The organism is Streptomyces griseoruber (assembly GCF_001514205.1).
Lineage (GTDB): Bacteria > Actinomycetota > Actinomycetes > Streptomycetales > Streptomycetaceae > Streptomyces > Streptomyces griseoruber.
The window spans coordinates 1-25,163 of the sequence record NZ_KQ948774.1 but is presented as its reverse complement, the minus strand read 5'-3'; the positions used below and the strand labels follow the sequence as shown (position 1 = coordinate 25,163).

Annotated in this window: 24 protein-coding genes and 2 riboswitches; of the genes, 7 read left to right on the top strand and 17 right to left on the bottom strand. The window is 70.6% G+C overall.

What is annotated here, in order from left to right; genetic code table 11:
- The first annotated feature begins 40 nt into the window (after positions 1-40).
- Both AQJ64_RS27680 and AQJ64_RS27675 read left to right on the top strand, forming a co-directional pair.
- Positions 41-700, top strand: coding sequence for an N-acetylmuramoyl-L-alanine amidase (locus tag AQJ64_RS27680; protein ID WP_055636682.1), 660 nt, complete (start codon positions 41-43; stop codon positions 698-700).
- Between the two features lie 226 nt (positions 701-926).
- Entirely contained in the window at positions 927-2,507 is a 1,581-nt protein-coding gene (locus AQJ64_RS27675) for a multicopper oxidase family protein (RefSeq protein WP_055636681.1), read from the top strand.
- A gap of 88 nt (positions 2,508-2,595) precedes the next feature.
- Here the strand turns inward: AQJ64_RS27675 and AQJ64_RS27670 are convergent, their stop codons facing one another.
- From AQJ64_RS27670 to AQJ64_RS49785, 4 genes are all read right to left on the bottom strand, one after another.
- Complete coding sequence (locus tag AQJ64_RS27670; protein WP_079061984.1) at positions 2,596-3,540, bottom strand: FG-GAP repeat domain-containing protein; 945 nt, start codon at positions 3,538-3,540, stop codon at positions 2,596-2,598.
- A 149-nt stretch (positions 3,541-3,689) separates the two neighbouring features.
- Positions 3,690-4,859 carry a cysteine desulfurase family protein gene (locus tag AQJ64_RS27665; RefSeq protein WP_055636690.1) on the bottom strand — a complete coding sequence of 390 codons (1,170 nt, stop codon included), beginning with the start codon at positions 4,857-4,859 and terminating at the stop codon, positions 3,690-3,692.
- A gap of 69 nt (positions 4,860-4,928) precedes the next feature.
- Entirely contained in the window at positions 4,929-5,216 is a 288-nt protein-coding gene (locus AQJ64_RS27660; RefSeq protein ID WP_055636679.1) for a hypothetical protein, read from the bottom strand.
- 30 nt (positions 5,217-5,246) lie between these two features.
- Entirely contained in the window at positions 5,247-5,414 is a 168-nt protein-coding gene (locus tag AQJ64_RS49785) for a hypothetical protein (protein ID WP_099054059.1), read from the bottom strand.
- A gap of 147 nt (positions 5,415-5,561) precedes the next feature.
- On the opposite strand from AQJ64_RS49785, the gene AQJ64_RS27655 reads away from it, so the two are divergent.
- Entirely contained in the window at positions 5,562-6,188 is a 627-nt protein-coding gene (locus AQJ64_RS27655) for a TetR family transcriptional regulator (protein WP_055636678.1), read from the top strand.
- 95 nt (positions 6,189-6,283) lie between these two features.
- Here the strand turns inward: AQJ64_RS27655 and AQJ64_RS46485 are convergent, their stop codons facing one another.
- Both AQJ64_RS46485 and AQJ64_RS27640 read right to left on the bottom strand, forming a co-directional pair.
- On the bottom strand, positions 6,284-6,667 hold the full coding sequence (locus AQJ64_RS46485; protein WP_079061983.1) for a hypothetical protein: 384 nt from the start codon (positions 6,665-6,667) through the stop codon (positions 6,284-6,286).
- 116 nt (positions 6,668-6,783) lie between these two features.
- Positions 6,784-7,830: a helix-turn-helix transcriptional regulator gene (locus tag AQJ64_RS27640; RefSeq protein WP_059203086.1), complete on the bottom strand. Its 1,047-nt coding sequence runs from the start codon at positions 7,828-7,830 to the stop codon at positions 6,784-6,786.
- Between the two features lie 141 nt (positions 7,831-7,971).
- On the opposite strand from AQJ64_RS27640, the gene AQJ64_RS27635 reads away from it, so the two are divergent.
- Positions 7,972-8,553 (top strand): TIGR03086 family metal-binding protein, encoded by a 582-nt coding sequence (locus AQJ64_RS27635; RefSeq protein ID WP_055633587.1) that lies wholly within the window; start codon positions 7,972-7,974, stop codon positions 8,551-8,553.
- Positions 8,554-9,131: 578 nt separating this feature from the next.
- On the opposite strand, the gene AQJ64_RS27630 is transcribed toward AQJ64_RS27635, so the two are convergent.
- On the bottom strand, positions 9,132-9,992 hold the full coding sequence (locus AQJ64_RS27630) for a thioesterase family protein (protein WP_055633586.1): 861 nt from the start codon (positions 9,990-9,992) through the stop codon (positions 9,132-9,134).
- Between the two features lie 126 nt (positions 9,993-10,118).
- On the opposite strand from AQJ64_RS27630, the gene AQJ64_RS27625 reads away from it, so the two are divergent.
- Positions 10,119-11,387 carry an alpha/beta hydrolase gene (locus tag AQJ64_RS27625; protein WP_055633585.1) on the top strand — a complete coding sequence of 423 codons (1,269 nt, stop codon included), beginning with the start codon at positions 10,119-10,121 and terminating at the stop codon, positions 11,385-11,387.
- Here AQJ64_RS27625 and AQJ64_RS27620 read toward each other — a convergent pair.
- From AQJ64_RS27620 to AQJ64_RS27575, 10 genes are all read right to left on the bottom strand, one after another.
- The gene (locus AQJ64_RS27620; protein ID WP_055633584.1) at positions 11,296-11,952 is read right to left on the bottom strand and encodes a trimeric intracellular cation channel family protein; all 657 of its coding nucleotides are present in this window, start codon (positions 11,950-11,952) and stop codon (positions 11,296-11,298) included. The two genes, AQJ64_RS27625 and AQJ64_RS27620, sit on opposite strands and share 92 nt — an antisense overlap.
- Positions 11,953-12,008: 56 nt before the next feature.
- Complete coding sequence (locus AQJ64_RS27615; RefSeq protein WP_055633583.1) at positions 12,009-13,400, bottom strand: M1 family metallopeptidase; 1,392 nt, start codon at positions 13,398-13,400, stop codon at positions 12,009-12,011.
- A 95-nt stretch (positions 13,401-13,495) separates the two neighbouring features.
- Entirely contained in the window at positions 13,496-15,058 is a 1,563-nt protein-coding gene (locus AQJ64_RS27610) for an ABC transporter ATP-binding protein (RefSeq protein WP_420876527.1), read from the bottom strand.
- Positions 15,059-15,072: 14 nt separating this feature from the next.
- Positions 15,073-16,170, bottom strand: a complete 1,098-nt coding sequence (locus tag AQJ64_RS27605; protein ID WP_055633582.1) for an ABC transporter ATP-binding protein — start codon at positions 16,168-16,170, stop codon at positions 15,073-15,075.
- Positions 16,167-17,165 (bottom strand): ABC transporter permease, encoded by a 999-nt coding sequence (locus tag AQJ64_RS27600; protein WP_055633581.1) that lies wholly within the window; start codon positions 17,163-17,165, stop codon positions 16,167-16,169. The genes AQJ64_RS27605 and AQJ64_RS27600 overlap by 4 nt, the downstream gene beginning before the upstream one ends.
- A 109-nt stretch (positions 17,166-17,274) precedes the next feature.
- Entirely contained in the window at positions 17,275-19,077 is a 1,803-nt protein-coding gene (locus AQJ64_RS27595) for an ABC transporter substrate-binding protein (protein ID WP_055633580.1), read from the bottom strand.
- A 109-nt stretch (positions 19,078-19,186) separates the two neighbouring features.
- The gene (locus AQJ64_RS27590; RefSeq protein WP_055633579.1) at positions 19,187-20,194 is read right to left on the bottom strand and encodes an ABC transporter permease; all 1,008 of its coding nucleotides are present in this window, start codon (positions 20,192-20,194) and stop codon (positions 19,187-19,189) included.
- 330 nt (positions 20,195-20,524) lie between these two features.
- Positions 20,525-21,322 (bottom strand): enhanced serine sensitivity protein SseB C-terminal domain-containing protein, encoded by a 798-nt coding sequence (locus tag AQJ64_RS27585; RefSeq protein WP_055633578.1) that lies wholly within the window; start codon positions 21,320-21,322, stop codon positions 20,525-20,527.
- Positions 21,323-21,501: 179 nt separating this feature from the next.
- Positions 21,502-22,302 (bottom strand): enhanced serine sensitivity protein SseB, encoded by an 801-nt coding sequence (locus AQJ64_RS27580; RefSeq protein WP_055633577.1) that lies wholly within the window; start codon positions 22,300-22,302, stop codon positions 21,502-21,504.
- Between the two features lie 90 nt (positions 22,303-22,392).
- Positions 22,393-23,127: an AAA family ATPase gene (locus AQJ64_RS27575; RefSeq protein ID WP_079061981.1), complete on the bottom strand. Its 735-nt coding sequence runs from the start codon at positions 23,125-23,127 to the stop codon at positions 22,393-22,395.
- Positions 23,128-23,262: 135 nt separating this feature from the next.
- Positions 23,263-23,363, top strand: a riboswitch (glycine riboswitch).
- Positions 23,364-23,474, top strand: a riboswitch (glycine riboswitch).
- Positions 23,475-23,522: 48 nt separating this feature from the next.
- Between AQJ64_RS27575 and gcvT the strand changes: the two genes are divergently transcribed.
- Both gcvT and gcvH read left to right on the top strand, forming a co-directional pair.
- Positions 23,523-24,641: a glycine cleavage system aminomethyltransferase GcvT gene (gene gcvT / locus AQJ64_RS27570; RefSeq protein WP_055633575.1), complete on the top strand. Its 1,119-nt coding sequence runs from the start codon at positions 23,523-23,525 to the stop codon at positions 24,639-24,641.
- Between the two features lie 108 nt (positions 24,642-24,749).
- Positions 24,750-25,127: a glycine cleavage system protein GcvH gene (gene gcvH, locus AQJ64_RS27565; protein WP_055633574.1), complete on the top strand. Its 378-nt coding sequence runs from the start codon at positions 24,750-24,752 to the stop codon at positions 25,125-25,127.
- Positions 25,128-25,163 lie beyond the last annotated feature (36 nt).

The following is a 25,163-nucleotide window of genomic DNA, read 5'->3' as shown; positions in this document are numbered from 1 at the left end:
GTATCCGTTGACGATCACGAAGGGCGAGAAAGGGCGGGCGATGGGGGCGAGAGGGAGCGACACCGACCGGCGGATCGGGCGACGGGCGCTGCTGATCGGCGGTGCGGTGGCCGCCGTGGGGTCGGCGGTGCTGGCGCGTGCGGAGCTGGCGCACCTGTACTGGCGGCTGCCGGGGGTGCGCAGGGCGCGGGTGGAGGGCGCGGTGGACTTCGGGGGCGCGCGCTGGGTGGCGGCCTCGGAGGCGAACTTCCGCTGGGCGGACCGGCCGGACGACTACGGGGTCGACATGGTCGTCATTCATGTCACGCAGGGTGATCTGGCCAGCGCGGTGCAGGCGTTCGAGGACCCGGGTCACCGGGCGGCGGCGCACTACATCGTCGGCCAGGACGGCAGCGTCACGCAGATGATCCGCGAGCTGGACGTGGCGTACCACGCGGGCAACCGCGCGTACAACGAGCGCAGTGTCGGCATCGAGCACGAGGGGTTCGTGGACCGGCCGGAGGACTTCACCGACGCGATGTACGAGGCGTCGGCGCGGCTGGCCGCCCGGATCTGCGGGCGGTACGGCATCCCCGTCGACCGGGAGCACATCATCGGGCATGTGGAGGTGCCGGGGACGGACCACACCGACCCCGGTGAGCACTGGGACTGGGACCGGTACCTGAAGCTCGTCAAATCGGCGCGAACCGCTTCCACCTGATCCCCGACGTGACGCAGCTCACATGTTTCCAGAATCGTGAACGATTCGTGAGTGCCGCCCGCCCGATGTGTCCCGCACCTCGATCCTGACCTGCGGCACGCCAACCTGGCTTTTTTTCAGATGAGTTGAAGATCCAATTGCATGTGTTAAGACCGCACAGGGATCAGAGCCGACTCCTAACTTGGGCTCAGTCTTCACATAGCCCTTAGCCCAAAGCTCCACGGCCATGACCCACACCACAGACCCCGCTTCCGGAGCGGGCGAGCAGAGCACGGGTGCCCACGCGAGGAGCGGCCGGGCCGCCAAGGGCGAGCACACGAAGGAGACGAGGGGCCGGGGCGGCAAGGGCCTGCACCGGCGGAAGTTCCTCAGCGGGATGGCGGGCGTCGGCTTCGGCGCGGTCGGCGCGGCGGGCATCGGCTTCTCGCTGCTGACCGGCGGCAACAGCAACAAGGCCTCCGCGGCCACGGAAGCCACCGGCACCCTGAACATCCCGGACCTGCTGGAGGCCACCACCTCCGACGGCACCACCACCTACACCCTGACCGCGAAGACCGGCACCAGCGAGGTGCTCAGCGGCGTCACCAGCACCACGGCCGGCTACAACGGCTCGTACCTCGGCCCCACCATGAAGTGGACCAAGGGCGACACGGTCCTGATGAACATCACCAACAGCCTGGGCGACGACACCACGGTCCACTTCCACGGCGCCCACATCCCGCCCAAGATGGACGGCGGCCCGCAGAACGCCTTCGCCGACGGCGAGACCTGGTCGCCCACCTTCGAGGTCCTCGACGAGGCCAAGACCCTCTGGTACCACCCGCACGCCCTGGGCACCACGGCCGAGCAGGTCGTCCACGGCCTGGCCGGCATGATCATCGTGGAGGACGACTCGGACGTCTCGGCCGCGCTGCCGAGCGAGTACGGCGTCGACGACATCCCGATCATCCTCCAGTGTCTGGCCGTCGACAGCAGCGGCGACATCAAGTACGAGGCCACCGGCTACCGCAGCTCCACCGTCAGCTTCCCGGTGCTGGTCAACGGCACCAACGTCGACTCGACCACCCTCGGCTTCACCGCCACCAAGACGCGCACCCGCTTCCGCGTCCTGAACGCCTCCCCCGCCGACATCATGACCGTCCAGCGCAGCGACGGCGGGACGCTCACCCAGATCGCCACCGACCAGGGCTACCTCACCGAGGCCGCCGAGGTGACCACGATCCGCCTGGTGGCCGGCGCCCGCGCCGAGTTCGTGCTCGACCTGGAGGACGCCGTCACGCTCCAGGCCGTGGTCACGACCGGCTGGATCCGCGGCGGAAGCGGCACGTACGACTTCCTCACCGTGACCCCGGAGGCCTCGGACACCCCCGACGACCTGCCGAGCGCGCTCAACACCATCACCCGGTACGACACGAGCGACTTCACCGCGCGGACGATCACCCTCGGCCAGAGCGGGGCCACGATGCTGATCAACGGCTCCGCGGGCACCAGCATGTCCTCGATGGCGATGATCAGCACCACGCTGGACGCCGAGGAGATCTGGACGATCAAGAACAGCACGCAGCTGGAGCACTCCTTCCATCTGCACGACGTGCCGTTCCAGCTGATCGAGATCAACGGCGAGGAGCCCACCGGGGTCGACCTCGGCTGGTTCGACACCTTCGAGGTGGTCGGCGGCGGCTCCATCAAGATCGCGATGAAGTTCACCGACTTCACCGACGACACGTACATGTACATGCTCCATTGCCATCTGCTCCAGCACGAGGACGAGGGCATGATGGCGGCCCTCATGGTCACGGAGAGCTAGGCCCTTCGGTCCGGCCCCCATCAAGCAGGCTGCCGCCGGCAGTGGAAGTGCCGGCGGCAGCCCCTGACCCAGCGCACCCGGGCCAGGTTCATGGTGGTGGCGGTGGCTGGCAGGCCCCCTTGTACCCATCCACCTGTCCGGCGGTGCTGTTCGCGACCACGAGGTCGCGGACGCCGTCGCCGTCCAGGTCGGCGGCGCCCACGGCGACCGGCAGGCCGGAGGTCGCGTACGCGGTGGCGGCCGCGAACGTCCCGTCGCCGTTGCCGGGCAGCACGTCCAGCGCGGTGGACCCGTTGCTCACCGCGGCCAGGTCGAGGGTGCCGTTCCCGTCGAAGTCGCCCTCGGCGAGGGAGCAGAGGCGGGAGGTGGCGGCGTACGAGGTCGCGGCGCCGAGCGCTCCCGCGCCGTCGCCGGGCAGCACGCTCACCCCGGCGCTCCCCGCGCTCGCGCTGGCCACGTCCGCCGCGCCGTCGCCGTCGAAGTCGCCGACGACCACCCCGTGCGGCCGGCTGCCCGTGGCGGTCTGCCCCAGGTCCAGGAACGTGCCGTCGCCCCGGCCGAGCAGCACGCGCACCGTGCTCGGCCCCTGCTCGGCGACCACGAGACCGGACCGGCCGTCGCCGTCGAGGTCCCCGGTGGCGAGGGCCCGCGGCAAGGTGCCGACGTCGATCGCCGAGGCGGGGCCGAAGGTTCCGTCGCCGGTGTTCGGCAGCACACTCACCTGGGCGCCACCGAAGTCGGTGGTCGCGAGGTCGGGGTGGCCGTCACCGTCGAAGTCGGCGACCACGGTCTGGTAGGGGCGGGTGCCGACCGGGTAGGCGGCGCCCTCGGCGAGGCTCCCGTCACCGGCGCCGAGCAGCACCGTCACCGAGTCGGCGTCGAGGTTGGTGCCGACCACGTCCTGTGTGCCGTCGCCGTCCAGGTCCGCGGTGACGACATGCCGGGTCTGCGCGGCGGCCGTGCCGGGGGTGCCGAGCGGGACGTACGACGGCACACAGACGGAAGCAGAGCTTTGCGATGACTCGACCGACATGGGGCGCCTTCTGTCGACAGCAGCGAGGGGAACCTGTAGCGGAAGGTAGCCGGACAGGCGCTCACTGTCGACACCTGACGGTGATATTGACAGCTGACCGCTAGCTTTCGCCCAGCCCCCCGCCAAGTGTCGACACTCGGCGCGGGGTCTCAGGTCAGGCCCGCCGCCCGCGCCCGTTCCACCACCGGTCCGATGACCTTGGCGAGCGCCTCCACGTCGGCCTCGGTGCTGGTGTGCCCGAGGGAGAACCGCAGGGTGCCGCGGGCCAGGTCGGGATCGGTGCCGGTGGCGAGCAGGACATGGCTGGGCTGGGCGACGCCGGCCGTGCAGGCGGAGCCGGTGGAGCACTCGATGCCCTGGGCGTCGAGCAGCAGGAGCAGGGAGTCGCCCTCGCAGCCCGGGAAGGTGAAGTGAGCGTTGGCCGGAAGCCGGCCGCCCGGCGCCGGGTCGCCGCCGAGGATCGCCTCCGGGACGGCCGTACGGACCGCGGCGACCAGGGAGTCGCGCAGGGCGCCGATCTCGCGGGCGAACCACTCGCGCTGTTCGGCGGCGAGGCGGCCGGCGACGGCGAAGGAGGCGACGGCGGGGACGTCCAGGGTGCCGGAGCGCACATGCCGCTCCTGGCCGCCGCCGTGCAGGACGGGAACGGGGGTGTACTCACGGCCGAGGAGCAGGGCGCCGATCCCGTACGGGCCGCCGATCTTGTGGCCGGAGACGGTCATCGCGGCGAGCCCCGAGGCGGCGAAGTCGACCGGGACCTGGCCGAAGGCCTGGACCGCGTCGGCGTGCAGCGGGACGCCGAACTCCGCGGCCACGTCGGCGAGTTCACGGACCGGCATGACCGTGCCGATCTCGTTGTTCGCCCACATGACGGTGGCGAGGGCGACGTCGTCGGGGTCGCGGGCGATGGCCTCGCGCAGGGTGTCGGGGTGGACCCGGCCGTACGGGTCGACGGGGAGGTACTCGATCCGGGCGCCCTCGTGCTCGCCGAGCCAGTGCACGGCGTCGAGGACCGCGTGGTGCTCGACGGGGCTGGCCAGCACCCGGGTGCGGGCCGGGTCGGCGTCGCGGCGGGACCAGTACAGGCCCTTGACGGCGAGGTTGTCGGCCTCGGTGCCGCCGGAGGTGAACACGACCTCACTGGGGCGGGCGCCGAGCGCCTCCGCGAGGGTCTCGCGGGCCTCCTCGACCGTCCGTCTCGCACGACGGCCGGATGCGTGGAGGGAGGAGGCATTGCCGGTGATGCTCAGGTGCGCGCCGAGTGCCTCGACCGCCTCCGGGAGCATCGGGGTGGTCGCGGCGTGGTCGAGGTATGCCATGGTGGGCACGATTCTACGGGGCGCCGCGGACGGACCTCGTGTCCAGGTCGGCCTAGGGTGCGGCCGGCGCTAGAAACTCCAGGACACCGTCGCGTCCGCCTGCATGAACACCACCAGGAGCAGCAGGTCGGCGACGCCGAGCCCGAGGCCCAGCCAGGCCCGGCCGGGGCGGGCGGTGCCGCGGATCAGGGCCACCGAGGCGAGGACGATGGCGATGGGGCCGAGGAAGAGGTTCAGGACCAGCAGGCCCAGCAGACCGAGGACGAAGGACGCGACGGCCATGCCGTCGGTGTCGCGGACGCCGGTGCCGCGGGTGGCACGGGCGGCGCGGTCGGTGGCCGGTGCGGTGAGGTGCATGTCGGTTCAGCTCCTGTCGGACGGTGCCGGTCAGTGGGTCGAGGCGCGGCCGCTGCGGGCGTGACGCTCGCGCAGCGCGAAGACGCCGAGCCAGACGGCGATCACGGCGGCGATGGCGAGCGAGAGGCCGAGCGGCGCGTGGGCCACGGTGCCCATGACGACACCGAGCAGCAGCAGGGCGGCCACGAGGAACAGCATGGGATCGGATCCCCCTCCGTGAGGACTGGGCGGAACAACTCGGTGAGACAACTGGGTGAACAGTTGTGGTTACAGTTGTTCACTGACTTTGAGTCTAGCGCGCCCCGCGGCTTTCCAATTCCGGAGAACAGTTGTTAACTGGATGACATGAGTCACACCCTCGGCATCCGGCAGGCCCAGAAGCAGAAGACCCGGCAGGCGCTCCTGGACGCCGCGCTCGCCCTGTTGGAGGAGCAGAGCCTGAGCAGCCTGGGCCTGCGCGAGGTCACCCGTGCCGTCGGGGTCGCCCCGACCGCGTTCTACCGGCACTTCCGCTCCACCGCGGATCTCGGCGTCGCCCTGGTCGAGGAGGCGCTGGGCAGCCTGCACCCGATGATCCGGACCACGGTGACCACCGCCGAGTCGAGCGACGAGCGCATCACCCGCGCCGTGGAGCTGATAGAGGGGTATGTGACCGCGCACTCCGCGCATGTCCGTTTCATCGCCCGGGAGCGGCACGGCGGAGTCCAGCCGGTGCGCGAGGCGATCCGGGAGCAACTGGGCCGGTTCGCCGAGGAGGTGCGGGACGAACTGGCCAAGGACCCCGAGGCGGAGGGCTGGAACGACGACGACCTGCTGATGCTGTCGCACCTGTACGTCGACCAGATGCTCATCACGGCCTCGCTGTTCCTGGAGGCGCTGGAGGCGGCACCCGAGGAACGGGAGCGCGTCGCGGCGCGGGCGACCCGTCAGATGCGGCTCATCAGCATCGGCCGCCATCACTGGCACGACTGAGCCCCGCGCATACGGCAGGGCGGCACACCCGTGCCCGGATGCGCCGCCCTGCCGTGCCTGTGCCTGTGCCTGTGCCGTACGGAACCGACGGGCCGTCAGCCCTGCTGCTGGGCCTGCTGGCCCTGGCCGCCCTGCTGACCGCCGCCGGGGCCGCCGCAGCCGCCGCCCTGACCGCCGCCCTGACCGCCGCCGGGGCCGCCCTGACCGCCACCGGGCGCGCCGCTCGGCATGCCGGAGGGAACACCGGTGGGCGTGCCGGTCGGGGTGCCCGTCGGCTGCCCTGAGGCGGCGCCGGAGGGGGCGCCCGAGGGGGCGCCGCTCGGAGCGGCCCCGGTCGGCATGCCGGACGGGGCCTGGCAGTTCTGGCTCTGGCCGGAGCTGCCGCTGGAGGACGAGGAGTCGCCGGAACCGCAGGCGACCAGGGCGAGGGGCGAGAGCGCCAACAGGGCCACCGCCGGGACGAGACGCACACGCTTCATGAGAGACAGCTCCAAGCACGATGAGGGAGTCCTGAGATGCGGGCACTCAACCAACGGCGGCTGAGGCTTCCTTGGGCCCGCTCTGTCCGCTGCCTGTCAATGAGGTAAAGCGCGCCTCAAGAAACCGAGCTGACCTGCGAGTTCGCCTTTGGCGACCCATCAGTACGCTGGTACAGCTCCGTGACAGAAGCCGCCGCCGCACGCAGTTCCCCGCGCACTTCCGGCGGGGCGAGGACCTCCACCCGGTCGGAGAACGCGAGGAGTTGGCGGGCCGCGGGAACGGACGGGTACGACAGCCGGGCGGTCACCCAGTCGCCCGCACCGCCCTCTCCCTTCTCCCCCTTCTCCCCCTTCTCCCCCTCCTCCCCCTCCTCCGGGAGTTCGACGAGCGCGGGGGCGTTCATGCGCAGGAACATGTCGAGCCGGTCGCGCCGGACCCGGACGGTGACGTCGACTCCGGCGGGGCGCTCCTCGACGCGGCGGCGCAGCACCTCCCAGGCGTCGGCGAGTTCGACGCCCGGCCGCCGTCGTACGGGGTCGTCCAGCACCTTCGCCGAGCGCACCCGGTCGGCACGGAACAGCCGGGGCTTTCCGCGCCGGTCGGCGACGAGGTACCAGACGCCCGCCTTGGCGACGAGCCCGTAGGGGTCGACGGTGTGGGTGGTGGGCGCGGAGTCGCCGCTGTGGCGGTAGCGCAGACGCAGCCGCCGGTCGGCGAACACGGCGTCCTGGAGGGTGTCGAGGTCGACGGCCGGCTGGGGGCCGCCCTTCCAGCGGGTGGCGTCGACCAGGATCCGGCGGCTGGTCACCTCGGCGGCGGGGCGGTGCGGGGCGGGCAGCGCGGCCATGACCTTGCGCAGCGCGGAGCCGAGGGCCGCGTCCAGGCCGAGGGCGGCGTGCGCGCCCTGGGCGGCCAGGATGAACAGGGCACGGGACTCGTCGGCGGTCAGGCCGGTGACGTCCGTACGGAACCCGGGGAGCAGTTCGATGCCGCCGTGCCGTCCGCGTTCGGCGTAGACGGGGACGCCGGAGGCGGACAGGGCCTCGATGTCCCGGTAGATCGTGCGCACGGACACTTCGAGGCGTTCGGCGAGTTCGGGGGCGGGGACCCGGCCGCGGGTCTGCAGGAGCAGCAGGATCGACAGGAGACGGTCGGACTTCACGGCCCCAGGTTCCCCCGTCCGGGTCTGCCGGACAAATCCTGACGGCGGATGTCATGTTATGGGTCCAGCATCCAGGCCATGTCCACCGTGTCCATCGTGACCACCATGACCACCGTGACCACCGAGGAAAGGCCCGTGACCATGAACCCGACCGACCCCCGCCCCGTCTACACCCGCGCGACCGAGCAGGCCGCCGCGCTCATCCGGACGGTGCGGCCCGAGCAGCTCGACGGTCCGACCCCGTGCGCCGAGTTCGACGTACGGACGCTGGTGAGCCACATCGTCGGCGGCACCCGGCGGATCGCGATCGTCGGCGAGGGCGGCGACGGGCTCGCCGAACCGGCGTTCACCGAGGGCGTCCCGGACGACGGCTGCGCGGAGGCCTACGACGAGGTCAGGACCCGGGCGATCAAGGCCTGGGAGAGCGAGGACCGGATGGCGGCGCCGGTCCGGGTGCCGTGGGGCGAGGTCCCCGGCCACGCGGCGCTCTCCGGATACGTGATGGAGATCGTGACCCACACCTGGGACCTCGGCGAGTCCCTCGGGCACCCCGTCGCCCTCGACCCGGACCTCGCCGAGTTCGCCCTCGCGGCCGGTCACCTCAACCTGCCCGACCCCGAGCGCGACAGCCGCACCCCCTTCGACTCGGCCCACCCGGCGCCCGAGGGAGCGGACGCCTACACCCGCCTGGCGGCCTGGCTGGGCCGCAGGCCGCTCGCCTAGGCCTTCGGCGCCGCGCCCCCGGAACCGCATGAATGTCGCGCACGCGAGGTCCACGGCCGACCGGGAGCCCGGCCCCGCCGCCGTCCCGGCGTGCGACGACACCGGGGGCCGCGAAAGGCACCCAGCCGACGGCGGAGACGACGGCGCGGGAAGGCACCCAGCCGACGGCGGAGACGACGGCGCGGGAAGGCACCCAGCCGACGGCGGAGACGACGGCGCGGGAAGGCACCCAGCCGACGGCGGAGACGACGGCGCGGGAAGGCACCCAGCCGACGGCGGAGACGACGGCGCGGGAAGGCACCCAGCCGACGGCGGAGACGACGGCGCGGGAAGGCACCCAGCCGACGGCGGAGACGACGGGGTACGAGGTGGCCGGAGTCGCCCCCGAGCCGGCCGTCGCGGTCGGTGACACACCCGAGGAGGCACGGCTCGTCGCCGTCCGCCCGGCCGGCGAGCCGCCCAGGTGCGCGAGCTGGTCCCCGGCGGCTGAATCCGGCCCACGCGGAGACCGGGCCTCGCCCCGGCCGGCAGGCGGGACCGGCCGTCGAGCGAGTCGCTCCCTCGGGCGAGTCCGGGCGTCAGGTCAGTCTGGCGCGGGCCAGTTGGCGGGACTGGGCCACCAGGCGGTCGGTGCTGTCCCAGACCTCCGCGTCCTCCTCCAGGAAGCCGCCCGCGAGGTTGCGGGTGGTGATGGAGACGCGCAGGGGGCCGGGGGCGGGGCGGCTGCGGACGTGGACGGTGAGTTCGACCGTGGGGACCCAGCCGCGCAGGCCGATCTCGAAGGCGGTCGGCGGGAGGGCGTCGACGGCGAGGAGGAGGGAGAGCGGGTCCGGGTCGCGGCCGTCCTTGAGGCCGAACCAGGCCCGCATCTCACCCTTGCCGGAGGGCGCGCCGAGGGCCCACCCCAGGGTGGAGGGGTCGAGCTTGAGCATCAGACGCTCGGTGATCGCGGAGCTGCCGTCCACGGGGGCCGGTCCGTCCTCGGGGCCGAAGCACTGGTCGAGCGGCGGGAACACGGGGGGCTTCGCCGTCGTACGGACGTCGTCCGGGAGGGAGTCGAGGTCGCCGTAGGAGGCGAGGACGCGGATCCGCTCGATCTCGTCGCCGTTCTCGTCGTACTGCAGGAGCGAGGCCTGGCCGGTCGACAGGGTGCGGCCGGTGCGGACCACGTCCGTGCGGACGACCGCCGGGCCCGGCTGGGAGGCGGTGAGATAGTGGGCCGAGATGGTGAACGGGTCGCGGTGCGGCAGGGCGTCCGCGAGGGCGCGGCCGAGGACGGCGAGCAGATAGCCGCCGTTGACGGCGTTGATGATCGTCCAGCCGGCGGAGAGGTCGATGTCGTAGACGCCCGGGGCGCGCCGGGTGAGCGCGGTGTCGCGGTCGAACTCGCTGTCGCCGAGGGTGGCCCGCCCGGCCGCCGCGGTAGCTGCTTCTGGCATGAGTGAACCGTACAACAGGTAATTACTAAGCAGTAGCTTTTTGGAAAGGTGAGGCCCGGGCAATTTCTCGGTAAGTGTCCGTACTCCTCCGTAAACCCGGCACCGCGGCTTCTCCTCTATGGGGACATGAGCCTCACCGGGACTGCGTTCCTCTACACCCTGATCGTGCTGGCCGTCGTCGCCGTCGCGCTCCCCCTCGTCCTGTGGTCGCGGATCGGGGGGCCGAGATTCCTCCGGGGCGCGGCCCGGGTGCTGATGCTGGTGTTCGCCCAGGGGACGGCCGTGGCACTGGTCTTCGTCCTGGTCAACAACGCCAACAACCTCTACGACAACTGGTCCGACCTGCTCGGCACGAGCAACCATGTGCAGCAGGCCGCCGACCTCGGCGCCGACGGCACGGGCGGGATCTCGCTGAAGCATCTGCCGAGGGTCAGACAGAGGTTCACCCAGGCCCAGGGACCCGGTATGCACCAGGCCGGCGGGGTCCGGGTCACCCAGCTCCAGGGCCGGGTCTCCGGGGTCAACGCCGAGGTCTACGTCTGGCTGCCCCCGCAGTACCACGAGGCCGCCTACGCCCACCGCCGGTTCCCCGTGGTCGAGCTGCTGCCGGGCTATCCCGGCTCGCCGAAGTCCTGGTTCGGCTCGCTGCGTGCCACCGCCCAGCTGGCGCCGCTGATGCGCCAGGGCAAGGTCGCGCCGTTCATCCTGGTCGCGCCGCGCACCACCCTGCTGCCCGGCGTGGACACCGGCTGCGCCAACGTGCCCGGCACGGTGAACGCCGACACCTGGCTGAGCATCGACGTGCCCCGGATGGTCATGGACAACTTCCGGGCCCAGCCCGCGCCCAAGGGCTGGGCGGTCGCCGGGTACTCGGCCGGGGCGCACTGCGCGATCAAACTGGCCGTCGCCCACCCCGACCGCTACCGGGCGGCGGTGAGCCTGTCCGGCTACAACGACCCGATCGGCGAGCGGGACTCCCTGGCCGCCCAGGACCCGGCCCTGCGCCGGGCCACCAACCCGTATCTGATGCTCGCCCGGGCCGCCGCCCCGCCCGCGGTGGCGCTCTACCTCTCCGGCCAGCCGGGCGACGGCTACGAGGCCGCGCTCGCGCTCCAGAAGGAGGCGAAGGCCCCGACGGCCGTGCACGTGGTGTACATCCCGAAGAGCGCGGGCGGGCACACCATGGCCCTGTGGCGGCCGCAGATGGTGCCGTCGTTCCGCTGGCTGAGCATGCAGCTCGACCAGCGCCGGATCACCGCCCGGGAGGCCGCAGGGGCCGCGGGGGCCGCGAAGGCCACGGGGGCTACTCCTCCCGGACCGTCGACCGCCGGTTCCACGCGCGAGGCGCTCGCCAGTGGAACCGCATCGCGAGCAGCCTCAGGACGAAAGCGGTAGCGGCCGCGAAACCGCTGGCCAGCGGGGTGAGAGCGTCGTAGCGGATGCAGATCACCACCAGGGTGGCGCCGACGATCGCCGGGACCGCGTACAGGTCGCGGTCCCAGCGCAGCAGCGACGGCACCTCGTTGGCCAGCACGTCCCGCAGCACACCGCCGCCGACGGCCGTGGTGAGGCCGAGGGCGGCGGACGCCGTCAGGCCGAGGCCGTAGTCGTACGCCGTCGTCGTGCCGGTGACGCAGAACAGGCCGAGGCCCGCCGCGTCGAAGACGTTCACCGCCGACTGGATCCGCTCCACCTGCGGGTGGAGGAAGATCACCAGCAGGGCGGCGACCAGCGGGGTGAGGAAGTACCCCAGGTCGGTGAAGGCGGCCGGGGGCAACGCGCCGATGATCACGTCCCGGATCAGCCCTCCGCCCAGCGCGGTGGCCTCGGCGAGCACGGCGATGCCGAACACGTCGAAGTTCTTGCGCACGGCCAGCAGCGCACCTGAGATGGCGAACACGAAGATGCCGACCAGATCGAGCGTGTGCTGGACGGAGGGACTGAAGATTTGCTGGAACACCCTTACATTGTCACCCGTAAGTCGGGGTGGACCTTACAAAGCCAGGCGATACGGCGTTACAGAGACGGTTTCCCTGTGGTGAACAGCCAGGTCTGGAAGAGGTCGTCCAACTGCTGCCCGGAGATCCGCTCGGCGAGGCGGACGAAGTCGCCGGTGTCCGCGTTGCCGTAGCGGTGCAGTTTCGTCCAGGCCGGGAGCAGCTTGAAGAACGCGGTGTCGCCGATCCGCTCGCGCAGGAGCTGGAGGGTCATCGCGCCGCGCTGGTAGACGGCGGAGGCGAACATCGTGTCGCGCTGCGGGTCGCCGACGGTGACCTGCCAGAAGGCGGAGTCGGCGGGGCGGGCGTTGTAGCCGGCCAGGAAGGAGTCGTGCGCCGGGCGGGTGCCCTGGTGCTCGGCCCACAGCCACTGGGCGTAGGTGGCGAAGCCCTCGTTCAGCCAGATGTCCTTCCAGTGCGCCACCGACACCGAGTCGCCGAACCACTGGTGGGCCAGCTCGTGCACGATCGTCGACTCGCTGCGCACCGCCGAGTACACCGGCTTGGACTGCACCTCCAGCGAGAAGCCGGCCTGCGGCATGTCGTCCACGATCGCGCCGGTCTCCTCGAACGGGTACGGCCCGAAGACCTGCGACCAGTAGTCGGTGGCGGCGGCCGTCACGGCGTACACGTCGACGTTGTTGCTGTTCGCCAGCACCGGGTCGATGGCGACGTAGATCGGGGTGCCGCCGGGGGTCGTCCCGGTCCTCACGTCGAACTTCCCGATCGTGGCGGTCGCGAGGTAGGTCGCCATCGGCTTCTTCTCGCGCCAGTGGGTGTACGTCGAGGCGCCCTTGTCGTACGTCGAGACCAGCCGGCCGTTGGAGACGGCGGTCAGGCCCTTGGGAGCCTTGATCCGGATGTCGTAGGTGGCCTTGTCGGAGGGGTGGTCGCTGGACGGGAACCAGGTGGAGGCGGCGTTGGGCTCGCAGGCGACGAACACGCCGTCGTCGGTCTTCATCCAGCCGTAGTCCGAGCCGAACACGATGGGGCCGCCGAGGGGTTCGGGGACGCCGCCGTAGGTGACCGTGACCTCGAAGGTGCCGCCCTTGCGGAGCGTGCCGCGCGGGGTGACGCGGATCTCGTCGCCGTCGCGGGTGAACTGGGCCCGTCTGCCGTTCACCTCGACCCGGGTGACCTCCAGTTTCTGGAGGTCCAGGTCGAAGGACGAGAGGTTCTGCGTGGCGCGGGCGGTGATCGTCGTACGGCCGTCGAGGCGGTCGGTGTCGGGATCGTAGGCGAGGGAGAGGTCGTAGTGGCGGGCGTCGAAGCCGCCGTTGCCGAGCTGCGGGAAGTAGCTGTCGCCGATGCCGTCGGCGCCCGGGGTGGGGGCGGCGGAGGCGGCGATGACGAGAAAAGAGGCCGCCGCGGTCGCGAGGGCCCCTAAACGTGCCGAACGGGAGAGTGCCATGGTCGTCCCTTCGAGCCTGTGCCGATAAGTCGGACGCGGACGACTCTGACCTCTCCCGTTCGGGCATGTGCATGACTTTGCCAACTCGTCATGCGCTACTTGTCGGTTGACTCCTGGCTCTCGACCTTGGAGACCTGAGCGGTCCCGGGGGCTGCGGGGGCGTCGGTGGCCTCGGTGGCCTCGGTGGCCTCGGTGGCCTCGCTGGTCTCGGCGGTCTCGATGCCCTCAGGAATCTGAGGGATCTCGGGAGCCTCCGTACCCTCAGCAACCTCGGGAGCCTCAGCAACCTCGGAGGCCTCGGCAGCCTCGCTGGCCTCAGCAACCTCGGCAGCCTCGCTGGTCTCGCCAGTCTCGGCGGTCTCGCCGCTCTCGATGCCCTCAGGAATCTGAGGGATCTCGGGAGCCCCGGTAGCCTCAGCGACCTCGCTGGCCTCAGCAACCGCGGGAGTCCCGGGGGCTTCAGCAACCTCGGGAGTCCCGGCAGCCTCGGTGGCCTCGGAAGTGGTCGTCTCCGTGGCCACCACTGCCGCCACCGCCGCCGATGTCTCCGCCGACTCGGCGAGTACCTCGTCGGCCACCAGCTCCGCCGCCTCCTTCGCGACCGTCAGCAGGACGGTGTCCTGCGGCGCCTGGTCCGCGAAGTTCTCCGGGTGGTGGCAGGCGACCTGCTGACCGGGACGCAGCTCCAGCAGCGGCGGCTCGGTGGTCTTGCAGATCTGCGTCGCCTTCCAGCACCGGGTGTGGAAGCGGCAGCCGCTCGGCGGCGAGATCGGCGAGGGCACATCGCCCTTGAGCAGGATCCGCTCGCTCTTGGCGTTCTTGCGCCGGGGGTCCGGGATCGGCACCGCCGACATCAGCGCCTTGGTGTACGGGTGCATCGGCGACTTGTAGAGCAGGTCGCGGTCGGCCAGCTCCACGATCTTGCCGAGGTACATCACCGCGATCCGGTCCGAGACGTGGCGGACGACCGAGAGGTCGTGCGCGATGATCACGTACGTCAGGCCCAGCTCCTGCTGGAGGTCGTCCAGCAGGTTCACCACCTGCGCCTGGATCGAGACGTCCAGCGCGGACACCGGCTCGTCGGCGACGACCAGCTTCGGGTTGAGCGCGAGCGCGCGGGCGATGCCGATGCGCTGACGCTGACCGCCGGAGAACTCGTGCGGATAGCGGTTGTAGTGCTCGGGGTTGAGCCCCACGACCGACAGCAGCCGCTGCACTTCCTTCTTGATGCCGCCCTCGGGCGTCACACCCTGGAGCTTGAAGGGAGCGCCGATGATCGTGCCGATGGTGTGGCGCGGGTTCAGCGAGGAGTACGGGTCCTGGAAGATCATCTGAACGTCGCGGCGCAGCGGACGCATCCCGCCCACGCCGAGGTGCGTGATGTCCTTGCCCTCGAACTCGACCTTGCCGCCGGTCGGTTCGAGGAGCCGGGTGATCAGCCGGCCCATCGTCGACTTGCCGCAGCCGGACTCGCCGACCACGCCGAGGGTTTCGCCGGAGCGGACCTCGAAGTCCAGGCCGTCGACCGCGTGCACCGCCCCGACCTGCCGCTGGAGCAGGCCCTTCTTGATCGGGAAGTGCTTCTGCAGCCCGGTGACCTTCAGCAGCACCTCGCCGTCGGTACGACGGCTCTCGCCGGCCTGTGCGGGAATCTTCACCGCTTTCTCGTCACTCACAGCTTCGGCGCAATCTCTTCGGTCCAGATCCGCTCCCGCTGCTCCTTGCCCAGATGGCAGGCCGCCCAGTGCCGGCTGCCGACCTCGGCGAGCTCGGGCCGGACGGTGCGGGTGACGTTGTCCTTCGGGAGGTCCGCGTACGGGCAGCGCGGGTTGAAGGCGCAGCCGGACGGGACGTTGATCAGGGAGGGCGGGGAGCCCTTGACCGGGATCAGGCGCTCCTGCTGGTCGCGGTCCAGCCGCGGCATCGAGCCCAGCAGACCCCAGGTGTAGGGGTGGCGGGGCTCGTAGAACACCTTCTCGGCCGGTCCGCGCTCGACACAGCGGCCGCCGTACATCACCAGCAGGTCGTCGGCGAGTTCGGCGACGACGCCCAGGTCGTGGGTGATGACGATGACCGCGGAGCCGAACTCCTTCTGGAGGTCCCGGATGAGGTCCAGGATCTGCGCCTGGACGGTCACGTCCAGGGCGGTCGTCGGCTCGTCCGCGATGAGCAGTTCGGGGTTGTTGACCAGCGACATCGCGATCATCGCGCGCTGGCGCATACCGCCGGAGAACTCGTGCGGGTAGTTGTCGACGCGCTTGTCGGGCTGCGGGATGCCGACCCGGTCGAGCATCTCGATCGCGCGTCGGCGCGCGGTCTTCTTGTCGACGTCGTGGTGGATCCGGTACGCCTCCACGATCTGCTGACCGATCGTGTAGTACGGGTGGAGCGCCGACAGCGGATCCTGGAAGATCATCGCCATCTCGCGGCCACGCAGCTTGCGGACGTAGTCCGGGTCGGCGCCGAGCAGTTCGGTGCCGTTCAGCCAGATCTCGCCGGAGATCTGCGCCTTGCGCTTGCCGTACTGGCCGGCGGTGTGCAAGCCCATGATGCCGAGCGAGGTCACCGACTTGCCGGAACCGGACTCGCCGACGATCCCGAGTGTCTTGCCCTTCTCCAGCTGGAAGCTGAGCCCGTCGACGGACTTGACCAGGCCGTCGTCGGTGGGGAAGTGCACCTTCAGGTCGCGTACTTCGAGGAAGGCGGAGGGGGCCGACGAGGTCGAGGTGGGCTCGTTCACGGCCGTTCCGCTCTTGCTGAGTTCGGTCACGTGAGCCTCACTCGGGGGTCGATCACGGCGTACAGGATGTCCACCACGAGGTTGGCGAAGAGGACCGCCAGCGAGGTGATCAGGGTGACGCCCACGATGATGGGCAGGTCCTGGTTGCGGATGGCATCGAGCACGGCCCGGCCGAGACCGGGCAGGTTGAACGTGGACTCGGTGAGGATCGCGCCGCCGATGAGGGCGCCGAGGTCCATGCCGAGCATGGTGAGGATCGGGGTCATCGTCGAGCGCATGGCGTGCTTGCCGATGACGGTCTGCTCCTTGAGGCCCTTCGCGCGGGCCGTGCGGATGTAGTCCTCACCGAGGATCTCCAGCATGGTGGCGCGGGTGATCCGGGCGTACATCGCCGCGTAGAGGAACGCGAGGGTGATCCAGGGCAGGATCATGGCGCCGAGCCAGCCCGAGAAGCTGTCCTCCAGCGGCACGTACTGGGCGTCGATCCAGTGCAGCCCGAACGCGAAGATCGCGAGGCTGAGCATGCCGGTGAAGTAGATGGGCAGGGAGACGCCCGCGAGGGCGACCACCATCGCACCGCGGTCCCACAGGGTGCCCCGCTTGAGGGCGGAGAGCACACCCGCGGCGACACCGAAGACCAGCCAGAGTACGGCGGCACCGAGCGCGAGACCCAGGGTCACCGGGAAGCGGTCGGTGAGCACCGGCCAGACGGCCTGCTCGCTGCGGAAGGAGTAGCCGAAGCACGGGGCGGCGCAGTGAATGGTGTCCCCGCCGCCCGAGTAGGTGCGGCCGACGAAGATGCCCTTGAAGAACTCCCAGACCTGGGCGTAGATCGGGGTGTCCAGGCCCAGCTTCTGCCGCACGCCCTCGACGGCGGCCGGGTCGGCCTGCTTGCCCACGAAGCTCGTGGCGATGTCCACGCCCGCCCACTTGGGGACGAGGAAGAAGATGCCGAAGACCACCATGATGATGACCACGAGCATCACTGCGGCGGCGAACAGCCGCCTGATGAGGTAAGCGAGCACAGCTCTCGGCCCGCCGCGGACCGCGGGCCACCGGAGGTCTTCCGGTGGCCCGCGATCACGCCGCGCCGGCCTTCACCTGCCTTTCGTGCCGTTCGGCGGGTGGCCGGGGTTACTTCTTGGGGTTCTTCAGACCGAGGTTCACGAAGTCGTACTGACCGCTGTAGTTGTCGGTCGTGTAGACGTTCGCGAGGTTGTCCGAGCGCCAGTTGATGAACTTCTCGAAGACGAAGGGCAGGTAGTACGCGCCCTCCATCACCTTGTGGTTGATCTCCGAGGAGATCTTCTCCTTGCCCGCGTCGTCCAGCGTGGTGACGTAGGAGTCGAAGAGACCGTCGATCGTCTTGTCCTTGATCAGCGCGTAGTTGGAGTTACCGCTGTCGAGGATGTACTTGCTGTCCCAGAGGGGCAGACCGAAGCCCTGGACGGTGGGGAAGTCCGGGCCCCAGCCCATGATGATGATGCCGTAGCCCTTCTTCTTCACGTTCTCGGGGCTACCGATGATGCCGGTGGTCTGCGAGCCGTCGTACTGGTCGATCTGCGCGTCGATGCCGATCTTCTTCAGCGACGCCTGGAGCGACTGGGCGGTGGCCACCTCGACCGGCTTGTTGTTGCGGACCGCGATGGTGGTCTTGAAGCCGTTCGGCTGACCGCAGGCCTTCAGGGCCGCCTTGGCCAGCTCCGCGTTGCCCGCCTTGTTCTTGCCCGAGATCTCGTACGGGTCGTACTTCTGGCCCTCGGCGCCCGGGACGGACGGCGGGAGCATGTTGGTGCCGATGTCGCCACCGGCCACCGGGCCGCCGCGCGCGGTCTGGAGCGAGACGTGGTCGGCGCCGTAGATGACGGCCTTGCGGCACTCGACGTTGTCGAACGGCTTCACGCTCTGCGGGAAGACCGCGTAACGGATGTAGCCGGAGACCGGGTTGTCCAGGTTGCCCTTGTGCTCCTTCAGGGCGGTGGTGCGGCCCTGCGGCGACATGCCGGTCTGGTTGATGTCCAGGTCGAGGTCACCGTTGAGCAGACGCTGGTCGAGCTGGTTGGCGTCCGAGAAGAACGTGACGGTGATCTTGTCCGGGTAGGCCTTGCGGATCGGGTCCGAGGCCTGGCTCCACTTGTCGTTGCGGACCAGGGTCAGTTCCTTGCCCGGGCTGTACGAGGCGAACTTGTACGGGCCGGACGAGAACGGGTGCAGACCGTACTTGGACTTGGTGTCCTGGTCCTGGCGGACCGGGGAGGCCGAGACGAGGGCCAGCATCTCCTCGAAGTCCGAGTTGGCCTGGGGCAGGTGGAAGACGATGGTCTTGTCGTCCGGCGTGTCGATCGCCTTCAGACCGAGCTTGTCCTTGGAGGTGTCCTTGTAGGGGCCCTTGTACGTGCCCTTGGGGTCGAGGACGTCCTTCAGGTACACGGGACCGCCGGACAGCACGTCCTGCGCCCACACGCGCTCGATGCCGTACTTCACGTCCTTGGACGTGACCGGCTTGCCGTCCTCCCACGTGGCCCCGTCACGCAGGGTGTACGTGTAGGTCTTGCCGTCGTCCGTGACCTTGGCCAGGCCGGTGGCGAGGTCCGGGGTGAGCGTGGCGCCCGCCTTGCCCGGCTCCGTCTTGCCCGTGACCAGCTGGCGGCTGTAGTAGCGCGCGAAGTTCCACATGAAGCCGTAGTAACCGCGCGTGGTGTCCCACGAGTCGGCGTCCTGGGCGCCACCGAACTTCAGCGTGCCGCCCTTCTTGGCCAGGGAGGCCTGGGCGACCTTGTTGTTCGCGGCGTCGAAGCCGGCGGCACCGGTGCTCGAACCCTTGCCGCTGTCGTCGCTTCCGCCACCGCCGCACGCCGCCGTGGTCAGCAGCGCGGCGACCGCGGCGGCAGCGGCAAACGCCTGCTTCCGCCGCCCTGAGGTGCGTTGGGTAGTCACGATCTCGGATCCTCCGGATTGATGAGAGACCCCGTGTCGGTGTCACGGGACGTTTGGGGGTGCGGCAGTCGTGCGGGCTGTACTGCGGCGGTTCGGGGGTACTTGCGGTTCAGCGGGACGCCTTCGGGTCCAGCGCGTCCCGGACGCCGTCGCCGAAGAGGTTGAAGGCCAGCACGGTGATGAAGATCGCCACACCCGGGACCACCATGTACATGGGGTCGGACTCGTAGTAGTCGATCGCGCTCGAGAGCATCTGTCCCCAGGAGGCGGTGGGCGGCTTGACGCCGACGCCCAGGAAGCTCAGGGCCGCCTCGGTGAGGATGTTGGTGGGGATCATCATCGTCGTGTAGACGACGATGGGGGCGACGAGGTTGGGCAGCAGCTCCTTGAACAGGATGTACAGCCGCCCGGCGCCCAGGGACCGGGCCGCCTCGACGTACTCGCGCTCGCGCAGGGAGAGCGTCTGACCGCGGACCACACGTCCGATGTACGGCCAGCCGAAGAATCCGATGACCAGGATCATCACGAACACACGCACGCTGGAACCGGTCAGGCCCAGCAGGTCGTTCGGCATGACGGAGACCAGCGCGATGATGAACAGCAGCTGGGGGAAGGCGAGCAGACCGTCCATGACGCGGCTGATGACGGAGTCGACCCAGCCGCCGAAGAAGCCGGCGAGGATGCCGAGGACGGTGCCGAGGACGACGGCGACGACCGCGGACGCGAAGCCGACCAGGAGCGAGATCCGGGCGCCGTAGAGGATGCGGGCGAAGATGTCACGGCCGTTGACCGGCTCGACGCCCAGCAGGTGCTCGCCGCTGATGCCGCCGAGGGACCCGGTCGGGGTGCCGAACAGCGGGTCGATGAGGTTCTCGTGATACTCGTTCGGGTCCTGGTCCAGCAGGCCCGAGATGACCGGGGCGAGCAGCGAGACCACGACGAGCAGAAGCACCACGACGCCGCCGGTCAGGGCGAGTTTGTCCCGCTTCAGGCGCTCCCAGGCGATCCGGCCCAGGGAACGGCCCTGTACGGCCTTGGCGCCACCGGTGGCGACCGCCGCTTCTTCAGCCGCGCTCGGGGCCGCTTCCGCGGTCGGCTCGTGCAATGGTGCCGTCATCTGGCAGGGACCCCTCTCAACCGGCGGTGACCGGCGCGCACTTGCCGCTTGTAGCGGCACATTCAGTCCGTCGTACACAGGGACGAAGTCCCCTGGACCGGGAGTCTTCAACGCTTTGGCGATCTGTAGCCAGAGTTGGCGACGAAAGGATGCGTAAACGTGATGCGGGTAGAAGGGTTCCGTTATCCGGACGGCGGGTAACGGGGGGCGGACGTCGACGAATAGGGACATACCGGATAAGGTCGTGATCTATCGTCGCCATCTACGCGCGAAGAACTCCGGTCGGAGAACGGGATGATGACTCAGGGTCCGTGAAGCGGCGTCCGGAAATCAGTACCGGCCGGCGGGCGGGTAGCCGTAACCGCCCGCGGGAGCCTGCGCCGGGGCGGCCGGGACATGGGCCTCACGGTCGTAGAACGGGCGCGCACCGGCCCGCATCCACATCACGACCGGGTCGTGCTCGTCGGTCATGGCGACCGTCGACACCGGCAGCCCGTCCGGTACGGCCCCGATCGACTGCTGCATCATCGCCCGTACGGCGTCCACGGCCGGCGGGGAGGTGTCGTACACGTCGAGCCCGATGGCCAGGTAGGGGGCGCCCAGCGCCGGCTGCACCCAGGCGCGGCGCAGCGCGCGGACCGCCGGGGTGCGGTGGGCGTTCTGCGCGAGCAGGGCGTAGAACTGGGGGATCTCGATGCCGGGTTCGGACAGCCGCAGGGGACCGGCGGGCTGACGGTCCAGGCCGGTGGCGATCCGGCGCAGGTCCAGCCAGGGGATGCCGACGCCGCCGCCCGGCGCGTGCGGGTTCAGCCAGAGGCCGTAGTGGTCGGGGTAGAGGGTGCGGGCCACGTCGACCCCGTCGACCACCTCGTAGCCGCGGTTCCAGCCGCTCGCCGAGAGTTCCTGGGCGGAGGTGACACAGGGGGCGTAGCCGTGGCCGTCGACCTCCATGTTCCCGTACTGGGCGTCCGGGGAGCCCGCCCGGCCGTGCCACAGAAGCATCCAGACCTGGCCGGAGGCGGGGGTCGCGAGCGCGCGCAGGAGGGCCTCGTAGGCGTCGTAGCGCCCGGGCGTGACCTGGCGCAGCATGTGCTCGACCTGTCCGGCCGCGATGCCGCTGGCGCTCACCTGAACCGCCCCTTCTTCATGAATTGCCCCACGTCTGTGAACAGCTTAAGCGCCCAGTGGGGCAGAGCCCGTTGCGCGTCGGCGGGTGCGGGTGCGTTGGGGCCTGCCGCGCCCCGCGGCGGAGCCGCATATCGCTACGGCCCCGCGCCCCTTCAGGTCGGCTGCTCGCACCGCGGTTCCTAGGCGAGCCTCGTGTAGAAGGGCCGTATGCGGTCGCGCATCCACTCGGCCACCGGGTCCTGGGCCATGTCCAGGAGGATCAGGTTGACCGGCCAGTTCACCGGGGTCGTGCCCAACGCCCGGCCCAGGGCGTCCAGGGGGAGTTCGCGGACCTCGGGGTCCAGGCGGGAGAGTTCGACGCCCACGAACATGACCGGGTCGGCCGTCTCGACGGCGGCGAGGCAGCGGCGGGCCGTGCGGACCACGCCGGTCGCCTCGAACTCGGCGGAGGCCGCGGCGAGGAACTCCATCGGATCCTCCTGCCAGTCGGGCTCGAAGAGGCGGACGCGGCCGCCGCTCGCGGGTCCGTCCAGCACCGTGCGGCCGGTGCGGCACAGCTCGGCCACGGCCGGCGGGGGCAGCGGGACACCGACCGTGCCGTCCGGGTTGACGAGCAGCCCGACCTGCGGGGGCAGCCCGCGGGCGAACTCGACCGCCGGGGCGATCGTGTACGACATGTGGGAGCCGGCGGCCTGGCGGAACTGCTCCTCGGAGCTGAACACCGGCACATAGACCTGGCCCTCCAGGTCCAGCGTGGGCAGGTCGAGGGGGCCGCTGTGCGGGCCGCCGCCGTTGGGCAGGGGCACCCAGACGAAGCTGCGCCCGAGCACCTCCACGATCCGCGCGCCGGCGCCGGGCATGCCGAGGGAGACGGAGAGCACCTCCTCCAGTTCGTTGCCGGGCCATCCGCTGTGGGGATGGGGGTGTGCCTGCGCCGGGAAGTCCGGGGAGACCGGGAAGTCCGCCGGGGGGAAGTCCATCTGCCTACCGCCTGCTGGGAACCGCTGTGGTGGCTGAAAGGCTAGCGGGTTCGAGGGGGCTTTCCTCAGTCCGCGGAAGGTCCGGGAGGCTCATGCGGTGAACCCGATCCGGTTCAGGGCGTCCGCCGAGTCCCGGTCGAGCAGCACCGCCGAGCCGACCCCGGCGGGCAGCCGGCCCTTCTCCACGGCGCGGACCAGGCGGGCGGCGGCCCTGCGGTGCCGCAGGAACGCGTACCGCGAGACACCGCGGCCGCGCTCGCGCTGGCCCTCGACCGCGGTGTCCGGGGTGACGTCGAGGAGGAGCAGGTGCAGGGTGCCGCCCCGGCGGCGGGCCTCGCGGGCCAGCCAGTCGCGCACCCAGGTCTGCGTACCGCAGTCGTGCACGACGACGCCCTCGCCGCTGCGCAGGGCGCGGCGCAGCGCGGCGAAGTGGGCGAGGCGGACGAGGGGGCGGTAGAGGGCGTAGGGCAGGAGGCGGGGGGTGCGGGCGTCCCAGCGGTCACGGGTGTCCTGGGAGTCGATCGCCGCGCCCTGCACGGCGCGCCGCATCAGCGTGGACTTGCCGCTGCCGGGGAGTCCGGTGACGACGACCAGGTCGCGGGGGCCGAAGAGCAGTCCGTGCGGGCTGTGGCCGTCGCGCTCGCGCAGATCGCGGACGACGGGGACGGTCCGCGGACCGCAGGCCTCCCGGGCCCGGCCCGTGGGCTGTGCGGGCAGTGCGGGCAGCGTGAGCGCCGAGGTGGTCGCGAATGCCGTGGTCCTCGCCGTGGTCCTGTCCACCGTGATCGTCCTCCCCTGGGGTTCGGGTAAGTCCCTCCTCCCCATCGAGCGTAAAGAGAAGGTAATGCGCGATGCCTCGTCATTTCGTGCGCGTACAGACACAAGCCGGTTACAGATGCGGCCTGCCACGATCGGGTGCGGGCGTGCAATGATGTCCGCGCCAACTGCATACCGGCCGTTTGAATCCGCGCGGGAGAGTCCCCAGCAGCAGTTTTCGCCGGGGCGCCGAAGGAGCAAGTCCCTCCCTTGAATCTCTCAGGCCCCGTTACCGCGCGGGCGAGGCACATCTGAAAAGCGGGCCGCCGTCTCCGGCGGTCCCACCCAAGGTGCAAGCCCTGACCATGTCCGTGGTCATGGCGAACCTCTCAGGTTCCGATGACAGATGGGGAGGAACGGGGAGGAACGACCTCGCCCGTCATGCCTTGGGAGACGACCGACCGATGAGCAGTACCGAACTCCGCCTCACCGCGCTCGATGCCCTGCATCGCTCGCTCGGTGCGACGATGACCGACTTCGCCGGCTGGGACATGCCGCTGCGCTACGGCTCCGAGCGTGAAGAACACACCGCCGTGCGGACCCGGGCCGGGCTCTTCGACCTCTCGCACATGGGCGAGATCACCGTCACCGGTCCGCAGGCGGCCGACCTGCTGAACCACGCCCTGGTCGGCGACCTCGCGGCGGTCGGCGTGGGCCGCGCCCGCTACACGATGATCTGCCGGGCCGACGGCGGCATCCTGGACGACCTGATCGTCTACCGGCTCGCGGACGCCGAGTTCATGGTCGTCGCGAACGCCTCCAACGCCGAGGTGGTGCTGGACGCGCTGGTGGAGCGGTCCGCCGGGTTCGACGCCGAGGTGCGCGACGACCGGGACGCGTACGCGCTGATCGCCGTCCAGGGGCCCGAGTCGCCGGGCATCCTGAAGTCGCTCACCGACGCCGACCTCGACGGGCTGAAGTACTACGCGGGACTGCCGGGCACGGTCGCCGGGGTGCCCGCGCTGATCGCGCGTACCGGCTACACCGGCGAGGACGGCTTCGAGCTGTTCGTGAAGCCCGAGCACGCGGTCCGGCTGTGGCAGGCGCTGACCGAGGCGGGCGCGGGCGTCGGGCTGGTCCCCTGCGGTCTGTCCTGCCGGGACACCCTGCGCCTGGAGGCGGGCATGCCGCTGTACGGGCACGAGCTGTCGACGTCGCTGACCCCCTTCGACGCGGGCCTCGGGCGCGTGGTGAAGTTCGAGAAGGAGGGCGACTTCGTGGGCCGCGAGGCCCTGCTGGCGGCCGCCGAGCGCGCCGCCTCGAAGCCGCCGCGGGTCCTGGTCGGCCTGGTCGCCGAGGGCCGGCGGATCCCGCGCGCCGGGTTCCTGGTCGTCTCCGGCGGCGAGGTGATCGGCGAGGTCACCTCCGGCGCCCCCTCCCCCACCCTGGGCAAGCCCATCGCGATGGCCTACGTCGACGCCGCGCACGCCGCGCCGGGCACCGAGGGCGTCGGTGTGGACATCCGGGGCAGCCACGAGCCGTACGAGATCGTGGCCCTGCCGTTCTACAAGCGCCAGAAGTAGAGACTGTCCCCGTCGGGCACGTGACCCTGCGCACATTCGTGCTGCTCACGCGTGCCCTGAGCGGTCCCCCTTCATCAGCACACCCTCGCGTACAGGAGAATTCAGGCCATGAGCAACCCCCAGCAGCTGCGCTACAGCAAGGAGCACGAGTGGCTGTCGGCCGCCGAGGACGGCGTCTCGACGGTGGGCATCACCGAGCACGCGGCCAACGCGCTCGGCGATGTCGTCTTCGTGGAACTCCCGGAGGTCGGCGCCACGGTCACCGCGGGCGAGTCCTGCGGTGAGCTGGAGTCGACCAAGTCGGTCAGCGAGCTGTACTCGCCGGTCGACGGCGAGATCGTCGAGGTCAACCAGGACGTCGTCGACGACCCGTCGCTGGTGAACTCCGCCCCCTTCGAGGGCGGGTGGCTGTTCAAGGTACGCGTCGCGGGTGAGCAGGAGGAGCTGCTGTCCGCCGACGAGTACACCGCCTACACCGCCGGCTGAGGATGACTGTCCAGATGACTGTTCTGAACACCCCCC